Below are 13,997 nucleotides of genomic sequence, written 5' to 3' on the forward strand. Positions count from 1 at the left end.
TTCATCCGGACGCCGCGTACATGACATGGCTGGAACACGGCATGAAAAACTACATCATCATGCGCCTGCTGGCGACCATCCCCTTGTTGCTGGGCATTTCCTTTCTCTGTTTTGTCTTTATCAACCTCATTCCGTCCGATCCGGCGGAAGTTGCTCTGCGCATCCGGCAGACGCCCATCATCACTGAGGAACTCATTGCCCAGACCCGCGCCGAGCTGGGGCTGGATCAGCCCTTTCTTGTTCGCTATTTTGTCTGGCTATGGGACTGTCTGCACTTTGATCTCGGCTTCAGCTACACCAATCCCGCTCGAACGGTACTGGGCGAGATCGGTCGCTGTCTGCCCGCTACGCTGGAGCTGGCCGGGCTGTCTCTGGTTTATGTCATTGTCCTGAGCCTACCCATCGGTTTTTTGAGTGCCGTCTACAAGGATACGCTGTTTGACCGCATCATGCGCGGCGTGGTCTTTGCCACCACGGCCATGCCCGTGTACTGGGTGGGGCTGCTGCTCATCTGGCTCATCAGCATCAAGTGTGACCTGCTGCCCACCAGCGGCTACGGGGGCTTTTCCAGCCTCATCCTGCCGGCCTTCACCGTGGCGCTCAGCTACATCTCCACCTACATCCGCCTGATCCGCAACAACATGCTGGAAAACATGCGCGAGGATTATGTGCTCTACGCCCAGGCCCGCGGCCTGAAGCAGCGTGCCATCCTGGTGCGGCATATCCTCAAGAATTCCCTCCAGTCCTGCGTGACGGCCATCGGCATGAGCATCCCGCAGCTCATCGCCGGGACCATCGTGGTGGAAAACGTCTTTGCCTGGCCGGGCGTGGGCCGGCTGTGCATCGCCTCCATCTTCAACCGGGATTATCCGGTCATACAGGCCTATGTCCTGCTGGTGGGCGTGCTCTTTGTCTTTTTCAATCTGGCCTTCGACATCCTTCAATATGTGGCCGACCCGCGCCTGCGCGAAAGGAAATCCTAGATGTTGCAGCAACTTTTCAAAAATCCCGTGGCGCTGTTGTGCATGGGTATCGTGCTGCTCACGGCGCTGCTGGGCATCTTTGCCCCGCTCGTGGCCCCCAACGATCCCTATGCCAACGACATCCTTAACAAGTTTGCCGGGCCGTCCTGGCAATTCCCGCTGGGTACGGATCAGCTGGGGCGCTGCGTCTTTTCGCGCATGCTCTACGGCATCCGGCCCACCTTGTTCCTTTCCCTGCTGACCATGCTCGGCACCATCGGTCTTGGCGTCGTCATGGGCATCACCGCCGGCTATTTTCGCGGCACGGTGGATGAGATCATCATGCGCGTGGTGGACGTCATGCTTTCCTTCCCCAGCCAGATCATCATCCTTGCCGTGGTGGCCCTGCTGGGCGTGGACATCCGCAATGTGGTCATTGCCTCCATCTTCATCAAATGGGCCTGGTACGCGCGCATGATCCGCACGGCCACCATCAAGTATACGAACATGAACTTCGTCCTTTTCTCGCGCAGCATCGGTTCCGGGAACTTCTACATCCTCACGCGCCACATGCTTCCCTGCATCGCGGCGGAGCTGGCGGTGCTGGCCTCGCTGGATACCGGCTGGGCCATCCTCAACATTTCCACCCTCTCCTTCCTCGGCCTGGGCGTGCAGGCTCCGACCCCGGAATGGGGGGCCATGCTCAACGAGGCCAAGAACGTCATGGTGTCCAATCCCGAACAGATGATCGTGCCCGGCATCGCCGTGGTGGTGCTGGTGGGAGCATTCAACATGCTGGGGGACTGCCTGCGTGACGCTCTTGACCCCAAGGCGGTGCGGCAATGAGCGCCATCCTCGATGTCAATGATCTCTGCGTCTCCTTCCGGCAGGGGAAGCGCCGTATCCCGCTGGTGGAAAACGTTTCCTTCCGCGTGGAAAAGGGGCGTTGTCTCGGTATCCTCGGCGAATCCGGCAGCGGAAAAAGCATGACCTGCAAGGCCCTGCTGGGCCTGCTGGACGACAATTTCGAGGTGACGGGCAGTTCCGCCTTCGAGGGCATGCCCCTGCTGGGGGCCAGTCCGGAAAAACTGAGAAGGCTGCGGGGCGGACGGATCGGCATGGTGCTGCAAAACCCCATGTCCTGCTTTGACCCGCTCTATCGCATCGGGGAACAGATGGCCGAGACGCTGGCCGAGCATACCCGTCTCGGCCGTAGAGCCATGCGGGAAAAGATGGTGGATATCCTGAATCTTATGCGCATCAGGACGCCGGAAGACGTTTTGCGCAAATATCCGCATCAGCTCAGCGGCGGCATGCTGCAACGAGTGATGATCGGGCTGGCCATGAGCCTCAATCCTTCCCTGATCATTGCAGACGAGCCGACGACCGCCATCGACAGCATAAGCCAGTTTGCCATCATGCAGGAATTTGTACGCATCAAGCGGCAGGGGGAGGTTTCCCTGATCTTCATTTCCCATGATCTGGGGGTGCTGTCGCTCATCGCGGACGAGGTCATGGTCATGCATCAGGGCAGAGCCGTGGAAAGCGGTACCGCCCGGCATGTGTTCGACAATGCCCGAGATGCCTATACCCGGCATCTTATCGATCAGCACAAGGCCGTCATGTCGCGTTTTCTGGCGGCCATACATGCGGGTAAAACCCCGCGGGAGGGCAGCGCGGCATGAAGGGTCCCATTTTGACAGCCACGGACATACGAGTTTCCTTCCGCAAGGAGAACCAGCGGCGACTTTTCGGCCGCGAGCGCCAGCAGGTGCTGCGCGGCATAAGCCTGGCGCTGGAGGAAGGAGAATGTCTCGGCATCATCGGTGAATCCGGCAGTGGAAAAAGCACGCTCGGCCGTGTCCTCTGCGGACTGCTCAAACCGGAAGCCGGAACGGTGCGCATCAACGGGCTGGATATCTACGGCAGGCACAACCACAGGGAAAATGCCCAACTGCATCACAGCCTGTCCGTCGTCTTTCAGGACTACACCTCCTCGGCCAATCCCCGTTTTCGGGTGCGGCATATCATCGGTGAGTCTCTGCGGGTGCTGGAACGCATCGTGGGCAGCAAGCTCGACCGCGAACGTCGTACGGCCGAGGTGCTGGAACAGGTGGGACTGCCGTCCTCCTTTGCCGCGCGCTATCCGCACGAACTGAGCGGCGGCCAGTTGCAACGGGTCTGCATCGCCCGTGCGCTGGCCATCCGTCCGCGCATCATCCTTCTGGACGAGGCCATCAGTTCGCTGGACGCTTCCACCCAGGTGCAGATCATGGATCTGCTGCTGGAGCTGCGGCGCTCGCTGGGGCTTTCCTATTTGTTCATCACCCATGATCTGACCAGCATCACCTATCTCTGCGATCGGGTGGCCTTCATGAACAACGGCGAAATAGTGGAGCGCGTGGACGACATACGCCATATTGCGGAGATTCGGCATCCCTATGCCCGGCTTCTGCTGGAATCGGTCATGGGAATCGGCGTGGAATACGGTAGCGGCGATAACGCGCAAGCGCAATGGGCAGCTGCGGCCGCCTGCTGACGACATCAGGACAAAGGGCAGAGAGCATGCTCCTCACACGCAATAACAACGAGGCAGAGCCGCATCGTCGCACGCCGCTGCCGCCGGGCGGCGCAGCCTATGCCCGCCTTCTTCTGCCCTTTGTCCTGTCCACGCTGACCCAGCCGCTGCTGGGCGCCGTAGACACGGCGGTCATGGGCAGGCTCCCTGATCCATCCTATATTGCCGGGGTGTCGGTAGGGGCGGTCATCTTCAGCACCATTTACTGGCTGCTGGGCTTTCTGCGCGTGGGATCAACGGGCTTCAGCGCTCAAGCCGCCGCCGAACCGGCGGATCAGGCCCCACATGCCCTTGCGCGAGCTCTCTGGCAGCCGATGTTCATGGCGCTGGGCCTGGGGCTGCTCATCCTCTGCGTGCATGCGCCCATCTTCCAGGCCGCCATGCTTCTGCTGGAACTGGATGCCCCCAGCCGGGCTGTAGCCCACACCTACTATACCATTCTCGTATGGTGCGCGCCGCTGGTGCTGATGAATTACGTCATGCTGGGCTGGCTTATGGGGCTTTCCCGCATACGGGCCACGCTTTTCATGCAGATCGGCGGCAACCTCCTCAATATGGCGCTGGACATCCTCTTCGTGCTGCACTGGGGCTGGGGGGTGGAAGGCGTGGCCGTTGCCTCCTGCCTCGCGCATGTCTTTTCCTTTGCGGCGGGCTGCCTTGCCGTCCGGCGCATCCTGCCGCCTGCCTACGCGGCACATGCCCATCTTGGTCAGAAGATCGCCTCCTTGCTTGGTTTGCTGCGCCTGGAGGATATGCGGCGCATGCTTGCCGTCAATGGACACCTCTTTCTCCGTACCGTTTGCCTGCTTGCCCAGACCAATGCCTTCATGGCCACGGCCTCACGCTTCGGCACCCTGACACTGGCCGCCGATGCCATCATCATCCAGATGATGCTGATCTTTTCCTATGCCTTTGAAGGGATAGCCAATGCGTCCAGCGTCTTTGCCGGAAGTGCCGCAGGATCGGGAAACAGAGGCATACTGAAAGCCTGTCTGTGGCAGACGCTTGTCTGGACGCTCGGGAGCGCTCTGATCATGGGGCTTATCTACGGGCTCTGGCGAGAACCGCTGCTGGGGTTGTTTACCGAACTTCCCGACGTTCGGGCCGAGGCCCTGCGTTACGCTGCATGGGGATTGGGCTTTCCTCTGCTGGCCGGGATTGGGCTCAGTTTCTACGGCGTGTTTACCGGCATGTCCCATACTCGTCCGGTTTTTCTTTCCACCCTGCTGGCGCTGCTGCTTTTTGCGCTTGTCTGGGGTATGGCCGTTCCCCGCTTCGGCAATGACGGACTGTGGGCGGCCTATCTGGCCTTTTATCTGGGGCGCAGTCTCTTTTTGCTGCCCTTTGTAAGGCGTCTGTTCCATTTGCCATGTTTTGCTCATGCGGGACATGCTCCGCGCTCCGCCTGACCTCCTTGCTTCCCAAATCCAAAGGATATTCTGCCATGTCGAACACCTTACCTAGCTTATGGAAACAATTGGCCCCCGGACAAAAGATCTCAGTCACGCCGACACGTGACGGCGTCCCCCTCTCCGCCACCTTTTTACGCGGGACACGTCCCGGCAAAAGGGTACTGCTGACGGCGGGCATACACGGTTGCGAATATTGCAGCATACAGGCGGCCATCGAACTGGCGGCACAGTGGCGGCCGGAGGAGATCTGCGGCTCGCTCGCCATCGTGCCCATCGCCAATCCGTCAGGCTTTGCGGAACGCCTGCCCGCCGTGGTGGCTGAGGACGGCAAAAACCTGAATCGCGTTTTTCCGGGCAAAGCGGATGGCAGTCCCGCCGAACGCTTGGCCCATATCCTTACCGAGCTTCAGGATATGGCGGATTTCTATATCGATATGCACGGCGGCGACCTGCATGAAAGCATGCATCCCTTCGTCTACATCCCCGGCGTTGCCGCCGAGGCTGTGACCGAGGCCGCCCGCGCCGCGGCCAGAACGCTGGATGTAGAGGAGCGCGTGTTGTCCTCCGCGACGACGGGTGCCTACAACGCGGCGGCCCTGCGCGGCGTGCCGTCCCTGCTCATTGAGCGCGGCGGCAATGGCCGCTGGAGCCGGGAAGAGGTCGAGGCCTACAAGCGTGACATCCGCTCCCTGCTCCGACATCTGGGCCTGCTGGAGGCCGGGGACGCAACGCCGCCCGCTGACCGGCAGCGGGAGATACGCGATCCCGTCTATCTGGAAGCGGAGCAGCACGGCTGCTGGTATCCGACGGTGACGGCCGGAGCGCATGTTCGGGCAGGCGACCTGCTCGGAGAGCTGCGGGATGCCTTCGGTTCCCCTCTCAGGCCGTATCATGCGGAACGAAACGGCCGCGTTCTCTATTTCACCGTCTCGTTGGCCGTCAAGGCCGGAACGCCCCTCGTGGCCTATGGTTAAATTCAGGACGCGTGGCCGCCACGAGCGCGCTCCCCGAAACGCGCTGGAAAACGCTTTGTGAACCTGCGCCCCAAGGTCAAAGGGAAAAAGGAAACGCATATGGAATTCCGCCAACTGGAATGCTTCATCAAAACCGCTGAACTGGGCAGCACCCGCCGGGCGGCGGAGGCACTCTACACGTCGCAATCCAGCGTCAGCAAGTATATCGCCATGCTGGAGGACGAACTGGGCCTGACGCTCTTTGTCCGCACCAACAAGGGTGTGCATCTGACAGATGCCGGGCGGGAGTGCTATCAGCAGGCCTGCGGCATCCTGCAAGGTACCCGCCTTATGAAGGAGATGAGCAGGCCCCGGCGCGACCGGCGCATCAGCATCGCCTGCTATCCATCCACCATGATCTCCCATCTCTTCTGCCTGCTGTATAATGACAGAGCCTTGGACAAGTGCCGCATGGTCTTTCTGGAAGGAACCGTACGGGAGATCGTCGGCTATGTGGATGACGGCACGGCGGACATGGGCATTGTCTACATCGCCCGGGATCAGCGAAAAATCTTCGACCATGTTTTAGGCCACAAGGAACTTGTTTATACGGAAATATCACAGCACGAGCCCTGCATCTATGTGGGGCCGAAAAGCCCCCTGTACAATCGGCAGTCCATCACGTTTGCCGAACTGGAGGAATTGCCCTTCATTCAGCCCATGCACGACTTCTTCTCCATAGAGCATCACCTGGACACCATCAGCGTGGGCATGGCCAAGGCCAGCCGCTTCAAAAGTCTTTTTTTCACCAACAGCGATAATCAGATCATCGAAATGCTGCTGCATACCGATATCTGCAATTTCGGCATCCGTCTGATGAACCGGCAGTTCGGCAAGTATCCCATTCGGGATATTCCTCTTGAGGGCTGCGGAAAATGCCTGAGTTTCGGCTACATCAAGCGTAAGCAGCATGAAATTTCCGAAGAATATGATCTGTTTCTCGGCATGCTGCGCGATCACCTCTGCGCGGTGCAGAATGCTGCCTCCCTTTCGTGCAACAAATCCTCATAGCAAGGAGCAACCCATGAAAAAACATCTTGTCATACCTTTGCTGGCGGCCCTATGCGCTGTCCCCGCTGCTGAAAGCCATGCTGTTGAGTTCAAAGCCAAGGGCGTCTGGATCAACATGCTGGAATATGGCGACGGGGGCAGCTTCGTCAGAAAGGACCGGCACGGCAATAGCGTGACCGGCTGGGGCCGCTGGGGGGAGGACGACTTCGAGGCCAAGACTCGTGTCCGCTTGCAACTGGACGCCGTGGCTTCCGAGGCCCTTTCCGGCTCCATTTATTTTGAAATCGGAGCTGCTACCTGGGGACGTGCCGGCAAAGGCGGCGCGCTGGGCACGGACGGCAGCAACATCACCAAGGTCAAGCACGCCTACCTGGACTGGCTTATCCCCGGCACGGACATCCGCACCCGCATGGGGCTGCAACGCATCTTCCTGCCGGATTACGCCTCCGAAGCCTCACAGGTCTTTGATGCCGACGTGGCCGGAATCAGCGTGTCCGTACCGTTCAATGAGACCGTGGGCCTGACCGCCTTCTGGGCGCGCCCTTTCAACGACAACTGGACGGATGACGGCACGGGCTATGCGCCGGACAATTATCTGGACAATGTGGATATTTTCGGTCTGGTGCTGCCGCTGACCTTTGACGGACTGCGCCTGACGCCCTGGGCCATGCTGGGCATGGTAGGCGACAATGCCTTTCGTGCGGGAAACGATTATTACGGAAGCGGATACGGCACGGGCATAAGCCCGGCCTGGTATGCCCTGCGCAACGACAAGGTGGGACGGCATGCGACGTACGCCTACGGTACGGCCTTCTGGGCGGGGCTGACCGGCGACATCACGGCGGCTGATCCCTTCCGTCTGGCCTGGAGCGCCAATTACGGCAGCTTCGACAGTGGCGTACAGGCGTTGAACCGCAGCGGCTGGTATGCTTCCCTGCTGGCAGAGTACAAGCTGGACTGGGGCACGCCGGGCATTTACGGCTGGTATTCCAGCGGCGACGACGGCAATCCCCGCAACGGTTCCGAGCGCCTGCCGTCTTTTGACTACAATAACGAAAGCACCAGCGGCTTTTCCGGCTTTGGCACGCTCGGCACTTGGACCATCGGCCGGGACGCCGTGCTGGGCTACACTCTGGCCGGAACCTGGGGCATCGGGGCGCGCATCCGGGATCTGAGTTTCATGGACAAACTCAGCCACACTATCCGCGTCAACTTCTACAACGGCACCAACGCGCCGCGCATGGCCCGCTACATCAAGGGCGAGCTGGATGTGCCGGGGCGTACGGGCTTCAGCTACGGCACGGATTTCTACGATCTCAACACCAACGGCGGAATTTATCTGACGCAGAAGGACTATGCCGCGGAATTCGGCCTCATGTCCTCCTACCAGATATATGACAATCTGCGCCTGCTGGTGGAAGCCAACTACATCGCCTTGTGGCTGGATCAGTCCTCCAAGGTCTGGGGCGGCTTCCACAAGAACGGAACCTATACTCCAGCCAACTCCCTTGAGGATGCGTGGAATGTGAACGTGAGCTTCATTTACAAGTTCTGATACCTGTAAACCCCACAGCCGCGATTATTCGGGCGCGATGGTTTCCCAATCGCGCCCATTTTTTATGCGGATATTTTGGAGTTATACATGATCAGCTACAAGCTGTTGTACTCCGATAGATTGTTCCTCCTTTCTTTGTTCGGCAAGCAGGAAGTTCGCACGCAAGCCAGCAAGGGAGCTGGATAAAAGGGGTACAGTCATAAGAATGCCAAACTTGCGCCCAGGGCTTAGAGCAATTCCACATTGAAAATGTGGATTGCTTGGGTAGTCGCAATAGCGACTACCCGCAACCGAACACACGGAAAAACCACGCTTTTTCCGTAGTGTGAGGGCAGCGTCAGCATTGAAATTGGACACAATTTCAATGCGAATCCGCTCTAAGAAGAAGTTGTTCGGCGCCTGGACAACATACCCGCTGCTGTCGTAGCTGCAGGATTTTGCGTAAGCCTATATACTGCTAGGAAATGGAAAAGCCGCTACCGGCAAGGCGGCGTCGAGAATATTGTGGAAAAAATCTCTCTTTCCTTGCGCTATTCGAGCTGTACTTCTTGCTTTTCATCGATGTAATACAACATGTTATAGATATTATAACAATAAACAGTATAGTCGAAATAGCAATATAGAAAATATGCTTGTCCGTTCAAAATACTGGTGTCACATAGTCATACACTACGATTTCTGCTCATATGTGTTTCTCTTAGTAATTTATATTTTGGCTATTGTTATCTTCCACTTTTAATGAGTCCTGAGCTGAGAAACGCCCAGAAAGGAAATAGTGGAAATATGTTCCCAACTATCCCTTTATACATCAGCCCGGCCCGAAACGCGGACGCCATTCGCACGCGGTTTCCTCTTCCGCTTCCATGTTATCGGAAACGGCAGGAGGACTTTCCGGCGGGCTGCCCTCGTTTGCGGGCAGGAAAGGCTCTTCCTGCGGCAAAGGTCCAGTCTGGGCGGCTGTGTCCGCAGGTCGTGGGGCGGGCTTCTGGAGAGATTCAGGCGGGGGATGACCGAGTATGGCCTCAACCAGGGTCTTGGGGCGCGTGGTCGGCTGCTCTGCCATTGCGGTCGGAGCGGGCATAGCCGCAGCTTCGGGAGCCGGTGAAGTGTCTTCCCGCACCGGCAGCGACACAAGGGACAGACCCCGTTTTTGGAGTCCGGCAATGGCGTAAGCCTTGCCCAACTGACTGCCCTTGAAGGGCAGCCCGCCATAGCTGAAGGATATACCGCAGACGCGGCCTGTGCTGGGGGACTGATTCAGCAAACAGCTTATGCCGTCAGCCGCCAGCCGGTCCCTGAAGTCGTCCCAAGCGACAGGGCCGACGGCAAGCACGGCGTCGATCCTGTCCTGCAACACCTCACGCGGCACGGCTTTACCGGTGCGCTGCCGCATGCCCTGTTCCCGGCGCGTGGGTCTGCGGCGCTGGTTGACGTGGGCATCCGGCCCCGGCGTCCGTTGCAGGCCGAAGCGTTTTTCCAGCTCGATCACAAGGCGGCTTGCCCGCAGATTCTCATTCTGTCCAAGATAGATCCGCCCGTCCATGCCGACCCGCGAAGCGGCTATGTGGATATGCTGTCCCTGCGGGTCATCGTGCAGCACCACGGCATACGGCTGCTGGGCCGTATCAAAACCCATTTCTTCCATGAAGACTTCCGCGATGCGACACCATGTGAGCGGAGGGAGGCGTTCTCCTTGCGGCAGGCGCAGGGCCTGATGCCAGACCGGTTTGATGATATCCGGGCGTTGTTGGGCGGCGGAGCGCAGTTCGCGGGCTATGTCTCGAGCCGTCGTGCCGCAGACCGTCCCCCCGATGGGCACGCCCGGCTGCTGTCTGTGCTCGGCGTCGCGCCGCAGGAGGTAGGTCATCAGGCCCAGAAAGCTTCTCCCCCGGCTGACGCGCCGCATGCTCTTCATCTGTCGTCCCCGTCTCGCTCCCCTGTCAGCCTGGCCCCCACGAGACTGGCTCAAAAGCGGGATAGCTCGGCGCGGATGTCAGCGATCAGGCGCAGCTCGTGCGCAGCCATGCCGGAGAGGTTGAGGTGGTGGGCGATTTGGTTGAGGTTGGACGCGGAACGCGAAAGTTCGCTCCACGCCTTACGATTGCACTCCGGCACGACGATTGTCTTTCGCTGCAAAAATACCTCTCGCAGGAATCGGCCTGCAGCTGTCCTGCCGCGCGCGGCATCAAGTTCATTCTTTTCCTGGGCCGAAAACCGGACAGAGATACAATAGGTCCTCTGTTTTGATACTGTATCATTCATGTGTTTTCCTTTCATATGATTCCTCGTACATGATTTCATATTGCCTTTCTCTTGCGGCGCAGACGCAATTCCCCCACAAGATGCCAGCGAAGCGCAGCATCGGGGGCAAGAGCGAACTGAGCGAAGCGAAAGTTAGCTCTTGCTTCAAAGCATAAATAAAATCAAAGAAGATGCAATGAAATTAAAAATGTAAAAATAATGTCGTAAAAAGTATGAAAAATGTTCCAAATTGCTATGAAAACTGTCGTAAAAATTATCAAAAAGCTCTGTTTTAGTTAAAAAAAGTTATGAAAATTGTCTGTAATATGTAGTAAAAGAGTCACGAAGCGTACCAGGCCATCATCAAAAAAATTTCGCTCTACGGGAAAAAGTAAAATTTATATATGTATTCATGTTTATTGCTGAAAAGATGCCGTGCGCCACTTTTACACGAGCGATTTAGAGGATTCAGAAACTATAAAAATATAAGTATATAAGAACATATTTTATGTAACTCGAGTTTTTTCTCGACGGGCTGTCCTCCGCTGCTATGATGAAAGAAATTTTGGAGGCACCATGACATATATCGAAAAAGAACTGGGACGATGCCTGACTGCTGACGACCTGTCCCGCATCTTCGGGATTGATAAGGACAGCATCCGGAGGTACTATAAAGCCTTCGGTGGGATACGGCCTACCGGCACCAGTGGGCGGATCCTCTTTTTCGAGCGCAATGTCGTGGACGCCTTACGGAGTGCACATGCCCTCGAAGATCCAGAAAAATGGCCATCCCAAATGGAAAGGAAGAGTTCAGAAGAACGGGATCATCCGGCAAAAACTGTTCGACACCAAGGCGGAAGCCTTGGCGTGGGAAGCAGAGGAGAGGAAAAAGGGCTGGAACAAGGAGATAGACACGGCCTGTTCCCTGCGGCAGTGGGCGGAAAAGTATCTGGATCACGCGGAAAAATACAGTCGCAAGACCTATAATGAGAAGCGGCAGGCGCTGCGTGAACTCTTTGCCGCGAAGCAGGGGACCGGCAAACGGCAGGTGGCTATCGTCGATCCTGACGCCCCGGTCGCCAGCCTGACGCCCGGCAAGGTGCTGGCCGCGCTGCGTATCCAGTATGAACTGCGATCCGGCAATGCGGCCAACAAGGACAGAAAGAATCTGGTGGCCGCCTGGAACTGGGGCATGAAATACCTTGGTATGCCCGGCCCCAACCCCTGCCTTGTGGAGAAGTTCCCCGAGGAACGCAGCCCGCGTTACATCCCGCCGGAAGCGGACTTCTGGAAGGTGTTCCAGCAGACGCAGGGACAGGATCGCGTCCTGCTGCTGGCCTATCTGCATCTGGGTGCGCGGCGCAGCGAGCTTTTCCGCCTGTGCTGGGAAGATGTGGACTTCGGCAATCGCCGGATCCGCCTTGGTACCCGCAAGCGGGAGGGCGGCAGCCTGGAATATGACTGGCTGCCCATGACCGGAGAGCTTTTCGAGGCACTGCGCTGGTGGCAGGAGCATCGGACGTTCCCCCGGCATACGCATGTCTTCGTCTGCGAGCAGGAAGGCGGCTTTTGCGCGGAACAGTACGGCAAGCCGTTCAAGGAGCGGATGCACTTCATGCGGACGCTGTGCGAACGGGCACGGGTACGGCCTTTCGGCTTCCATGCCATTCGTCATCTGACCGCGAGCATCCTGTACCGGCTGGGGCAGCCCGTGAGCGTGATCCAGGCCATCCTGCGGCACAAGTCCCCCAATACCACGGCCCTGTATCTGAAGTCGCTGGGCCTTGAGGAGACGCGGGGAGCACTGGAGAGCCTGAGCGCACGTCATGCGGGCGTGACGCATTCCTTTGCGGCAACGACAGCGGCGGGGCAGGGTGGCAAGGTCATCCCTTTCCCCTCTCCCGACGGCGAAAAGGCCGTTGTCCGTATTCGGCGCAAGACGGCCTGAGTCAGGCCCGAAGCTCTGGCAGAGGCACGGAAACAGGTGCTGAAAAACCGTTTCCGAAACCGTTCCCCAACGAAAAAAGGGTCACATCTTTCGATGTAACCCTTTGAAATCTTTGGCGTCCCCAAGGGGATTTGAACCCCTGTCGACGGCGTGAAAGGCCGTTGTGCATAACTAAAGCTGACTTTCCCTTTTACGACTATCCTGCAAAAAACAGGAGAGTCAGATGAAATTTTCCGAGGCGTTCAATGTTTACAGGGAGTTGGTGCTTTCTTCCCAAACCAGACGGGAAATCACAACCGAAGTTGGACGGTGGGAAAACCATGTGTCGCCCGTGCTTGGTGAGTACCAACTCGACAAAATCAAAAATCTGCAAATTTTGCAACTGAAAAAATCGCTGGAAACGAAAAATTTAAGTCCGCAGAGCGTCTATCACTGCCTCTCCCTTGCCCGCAGAATCTTGCACAGAGCCGAAGAATGGGAACTGTACCCCGGCCCGGTTCCCCGGTTCAGGATGCCGAAATTCGATAATCGGCGACTGCGATTCTTGACTCCCCACGAAGTCGGAAAGTTGCTCAAAAAGCTGGAGGAAGCCTCCGTGCTTTGGCGTGATGTGGCGGCTTTTGCCGTGTATACCGGCTTGCGCGCAGGGGAGATATACAACATGCGGCCTTACGCGGTCGATACCGAAAATGCACAGGTCAAGGTCTACGATTCCAAGAACAGCCTGAGCCGTATCGTCCCGCTCAACCCTCATGCGCTGGCTATCGTGCAAAAATACAGATACAAGGCGCGGCACGACTTGCCCCTTTTCCAGGAAAACGGACGGCTGCCCGAACGAAGTTACCATGTGTTCCGCAGGGCCGTGCAGGACTGCGGTTTCAACAGGGGCGTCACGGATCGCCGTGAGCGTATCTGCTTCCATTCCCTCCGGCATACCTTTGCTTCCTGGCTTGTCCAGTCGGGAACCCCCTTGGCGTTGGTAAGCCGCCTGCTTGGTCACAAGGACATCAAAATGACCATGCGCTATTCCCACCTTGCGCCCAGTCAAGAGCGTGAAGCCGTCTCCCTCATCAAGTTCGACTGCTGATTGCATAATTTGCAATCTACTGCAAAATTTTCATGCAACTACAAAATTTGCAAATTATGGTTACAATCCATTGCAGGAATTGTATACCATTAAAATATTTGTATATTGTTGCATTACCCAGCGCGCCGTAAAGCCTCGCCCTTCAGGGCGGGGATATAAGGCGCACCTTAACTGGAATTTTTGCCTTTAA

At 57.7% G+C, this 13,997-nt stretch carries 12 protein-coding genes; 10 read left to right on the plus strand and 2 right to left on the minus strand.

The annotated features are described in order from the left end of the window. Window positions 1-41 precede the first annotated feature (41 nt). The 8 genes from opp1B to Q0K12_RS09145 all read left to right on the plus strand — a co-directional run bounded on the left by opp1B (window position 42) and on the right by Q0K12_RS09145 (window position 8,531). Complete coding sequence (opp1B, locus tag Q0K12_RS09110; RefSeq protein ID WP_297262190.1) at window positions 42-983, plus strand: nickel/cobalt ABC transporter permease; 942 nt, start codon at window positions 42-44, stop codon at window positions 981-983. Continuing rightward, window positions 984-1,808 carry a nickel/cobalt ABC transporter permease gene (opp1C, locus tag Q0K12_RS09115; protein ID WP_297262193.1) on the plus strand — a complete coding sequence of 275 codons (825 nt, stop codon included), beginning with the start codon at window positions 984-986 and terminating at the stop codon, window positions 1,806-1,808. It abuts the gene before it with no gap. Next, a complete protein-coding gene (locus Q0K12_RS09120) occupies window positions 1,805-2,647 on the plus strand; it encodes an ABC transporter ATP-binding protein (protein WP_297262195.1) in 843 nt (280 codons plus the stop codon). Before opp1C ends, Q0K12_RS09120 begins: the two co-directional genes overlap by 4 nt. Then, window positions 2,644-3,501 (plus strand): ABC transporter ATP-binding protein, encoded by an 858-nt coding sequence (locus tag Q0K12_RS09125; protein WP_297262197.1) that lies wholly within the window; start codon window positions 2,644-2,646, stop codon window positions 3,499-3,501. Before Q0K12_RS09120 ends, Q0K12_RS09125 begins: the two co-directional genes overlap by 4 nt. Window positions 3,502-3,527: 26 nt before the next feature. Beyond that, on the plus strand, window positions 3,528-4,949 hold the full coding sequence (locus tag Q0K12_RS09130; RefSeq protein WP_297262199.1) for an MATE family efflux transporter: 1,422 nt from the start codon (window positions 3,528-3,530) through the stop codon (window positions 4,947-4,949). 35 nt (window positions 4,950-4,984) lie between these two features. Further along, on the plus strand, window positions 4,985-5,926 hold the full coding sequence (locus tag Q0K12_RS09135) for a M14 family metallopeptidase (protein WP_297262201.1): 942 nt from the start codon (window positions 4,985-4,987) through the stop codon (window positions 5,924-5,926). 99 nt (window positions 5,927-6,025) lie between these two features. Further along, complete coding sequence (locus Q0K12_RS09140; RefSeq protein ID WP_297262203.1) at window positions 6,026-6,976, plus strand: LysR family transcriptional regulator; 951 nt, start codon at window positions 6,026-6,028, stop codon at window positions 6,974-6,976. Between the two features lie 13 nt (window positions 6,977-6,989). Next, window positions 6,990-8,531 (plus strand): outer membrane homotrimeric porin, encoded by a 1,542-nt coding sequence (locus tag Q0K12_RS09145; protein ID WP_297262205.1) that lies wholly within the window; start codon window positions 6,990-6,992, stop codon window positions 8,529-8,531. Window positions 8,532-9,339: 808 nt separating this feature from the next. Here the strand turns inward: Q0K12_RS09145 and Q0K12_RS09150 are convergent. Beyond that, a complete protein-coding gene (locus Q0K12_RS09150) occupies window positions 9,340-10,446 on the minus strand; it encodes a relaxase/mobilization nuclease domain-containing protein (protein ID WP_297262207.1) in 1,107 nt (368 codons plus the stop codon). A 50-nt stretch (window positions 10,447-10,496) separates the two neighbouring features. After that, the gene (gene mobC, locus Q0K12_RS09155; protein WP_297262209.1) at window positions 10,497-10,793 is read right to left on the minus strand and encodes a plasmid mobilization relaxosome protein MobC; all 297 of its coding nucleotides are present in this window, start codon (window positions 10,791-10,793) and stop codon (window positions 10,497-10,499) included. A gap of 739 nt (window positions 10,794-11,532) precedes the next feature. Here mobC and Q0K12_RS09160 point away from each other — a divergent pair. Together Q0K12_RS09160 and Q0K12_RS09165 are read left to right on the plus strand one after the other, a co-directional pair. After that, entirely contained in the window at window positions 11,533-12,720 is a 1,188-nt protein-coding gene (locus tag Q0K12_RS09160) for a tyrosine-type recombinase/integrase (protein ID WP_297262211.1), read from the plus strand. 223 nt (window positions 12,721-12,943) lie between these two features. Beyond that, window positions 12,944-13,807 (plus strand): site-specific integrase, encoded by an 864-nt coding sequence (locus Q0K12_RS09165; protein WP_297262213.1) that lies wholly within the window; start codon window positions 12,944-12,946, stop codon window positions 13,805-13,807. The last annotated feature ends 190 nt before the right edge of the window (window positions 13,808-13,997 follow it).

The organism is uncultured Desulfovibrio sp., from assembly GCF_944324525.1.
Lineage (GTDB): Bacteria > Desulfobacterota > Desulfovibrionia > Desulfovibrionales > Desulfovibrionaceae > Desulfovibrio.

Bases quoted from the DNA above. Each gene is read 5' to 3' on its own strand.
- mobC (WP_297262209.1), bottom strand. From the start codon at position 10,793: ATGAATGATACAGTATCAAAACAGAGGACCTATTGTATCTCTGTCCGG.
- Q0K12_RS09125 (WP_297262197.1), top strand. From the start codon at position 2,644: ATGAAGGGTCCCATTTTGACAGCCACGGACATACGAGTTTCCTTCCGC.
- Q0K12_RS09160 (WP_297262211.1), top strand. From the start codon at position 11,533: ATGCCCTCGAAGATCCAGAAAAATGGCCATCCCAAATGGAAAGGAAGA.
- Q0K12_RS09165 (WP_297262213.1), top strand. From the start codon at position 12,944: ATGAAATTTTCCGAGGCGTTCAATGTTTACAGGGAGTTGGTGCTTTCT.
- Q0K12_RS09145 (WP_297262205.1), top strand. From the start codon at position 6,990: ATGAAAAAACATCTTGTCATACCTTTGCTGGCGGCCCTATGCGCTGTC.
- Q0K12_RS09130 (WP_297262199.1), top strand. From the start codon at position 3,528: ATGCTCCTCACACGCAATAACAACGAGGCAGAGCCGCATCGTCGCACG.
- Q0K12_RS09140 (WP_297262203.1), top strand. From the start codon at position 6,026: ATGGAATTCCGCCAACTGGAATGCTTCATCAAAACCGCTGAACTGGGC.
- Q0K12_RS09150 (WP_297262207.1), bottom strand. From the start codon at position 10,446: ATGAAGAGCATGCGGCGCGTCAGCCGGGGGAGAAGCTTTCTGGGCCTG.
- opp1C (WP_297262193.1), top strand. From the start codon at position 984: ATGTTGCAGCAACTTTTCAAAAATCCCGTGGCGCTGTTGTGCATGGGT.
- Q0K12_RS09120 (WP_297262195.1), top strand. From the start codon at position 1,805: ATGAGCGCCATCCTCGATGTCAATGATCTCTGCGTCTCCTTCCGGCAG.
- opp1B (WP_297262190.1), top strand. From the start codon at position 42: ATGAAAAACTACATCATCATGCGCCTGCTGGCGACCATCCCCTTGTTG.
- Q0K12_RS09135 (WP_297262201.1), top strand. From the start codon at position 4,985: ATGTCGAACACCTTACCTAGCTTATGGAAACAATTGGCCCCCGGACAA.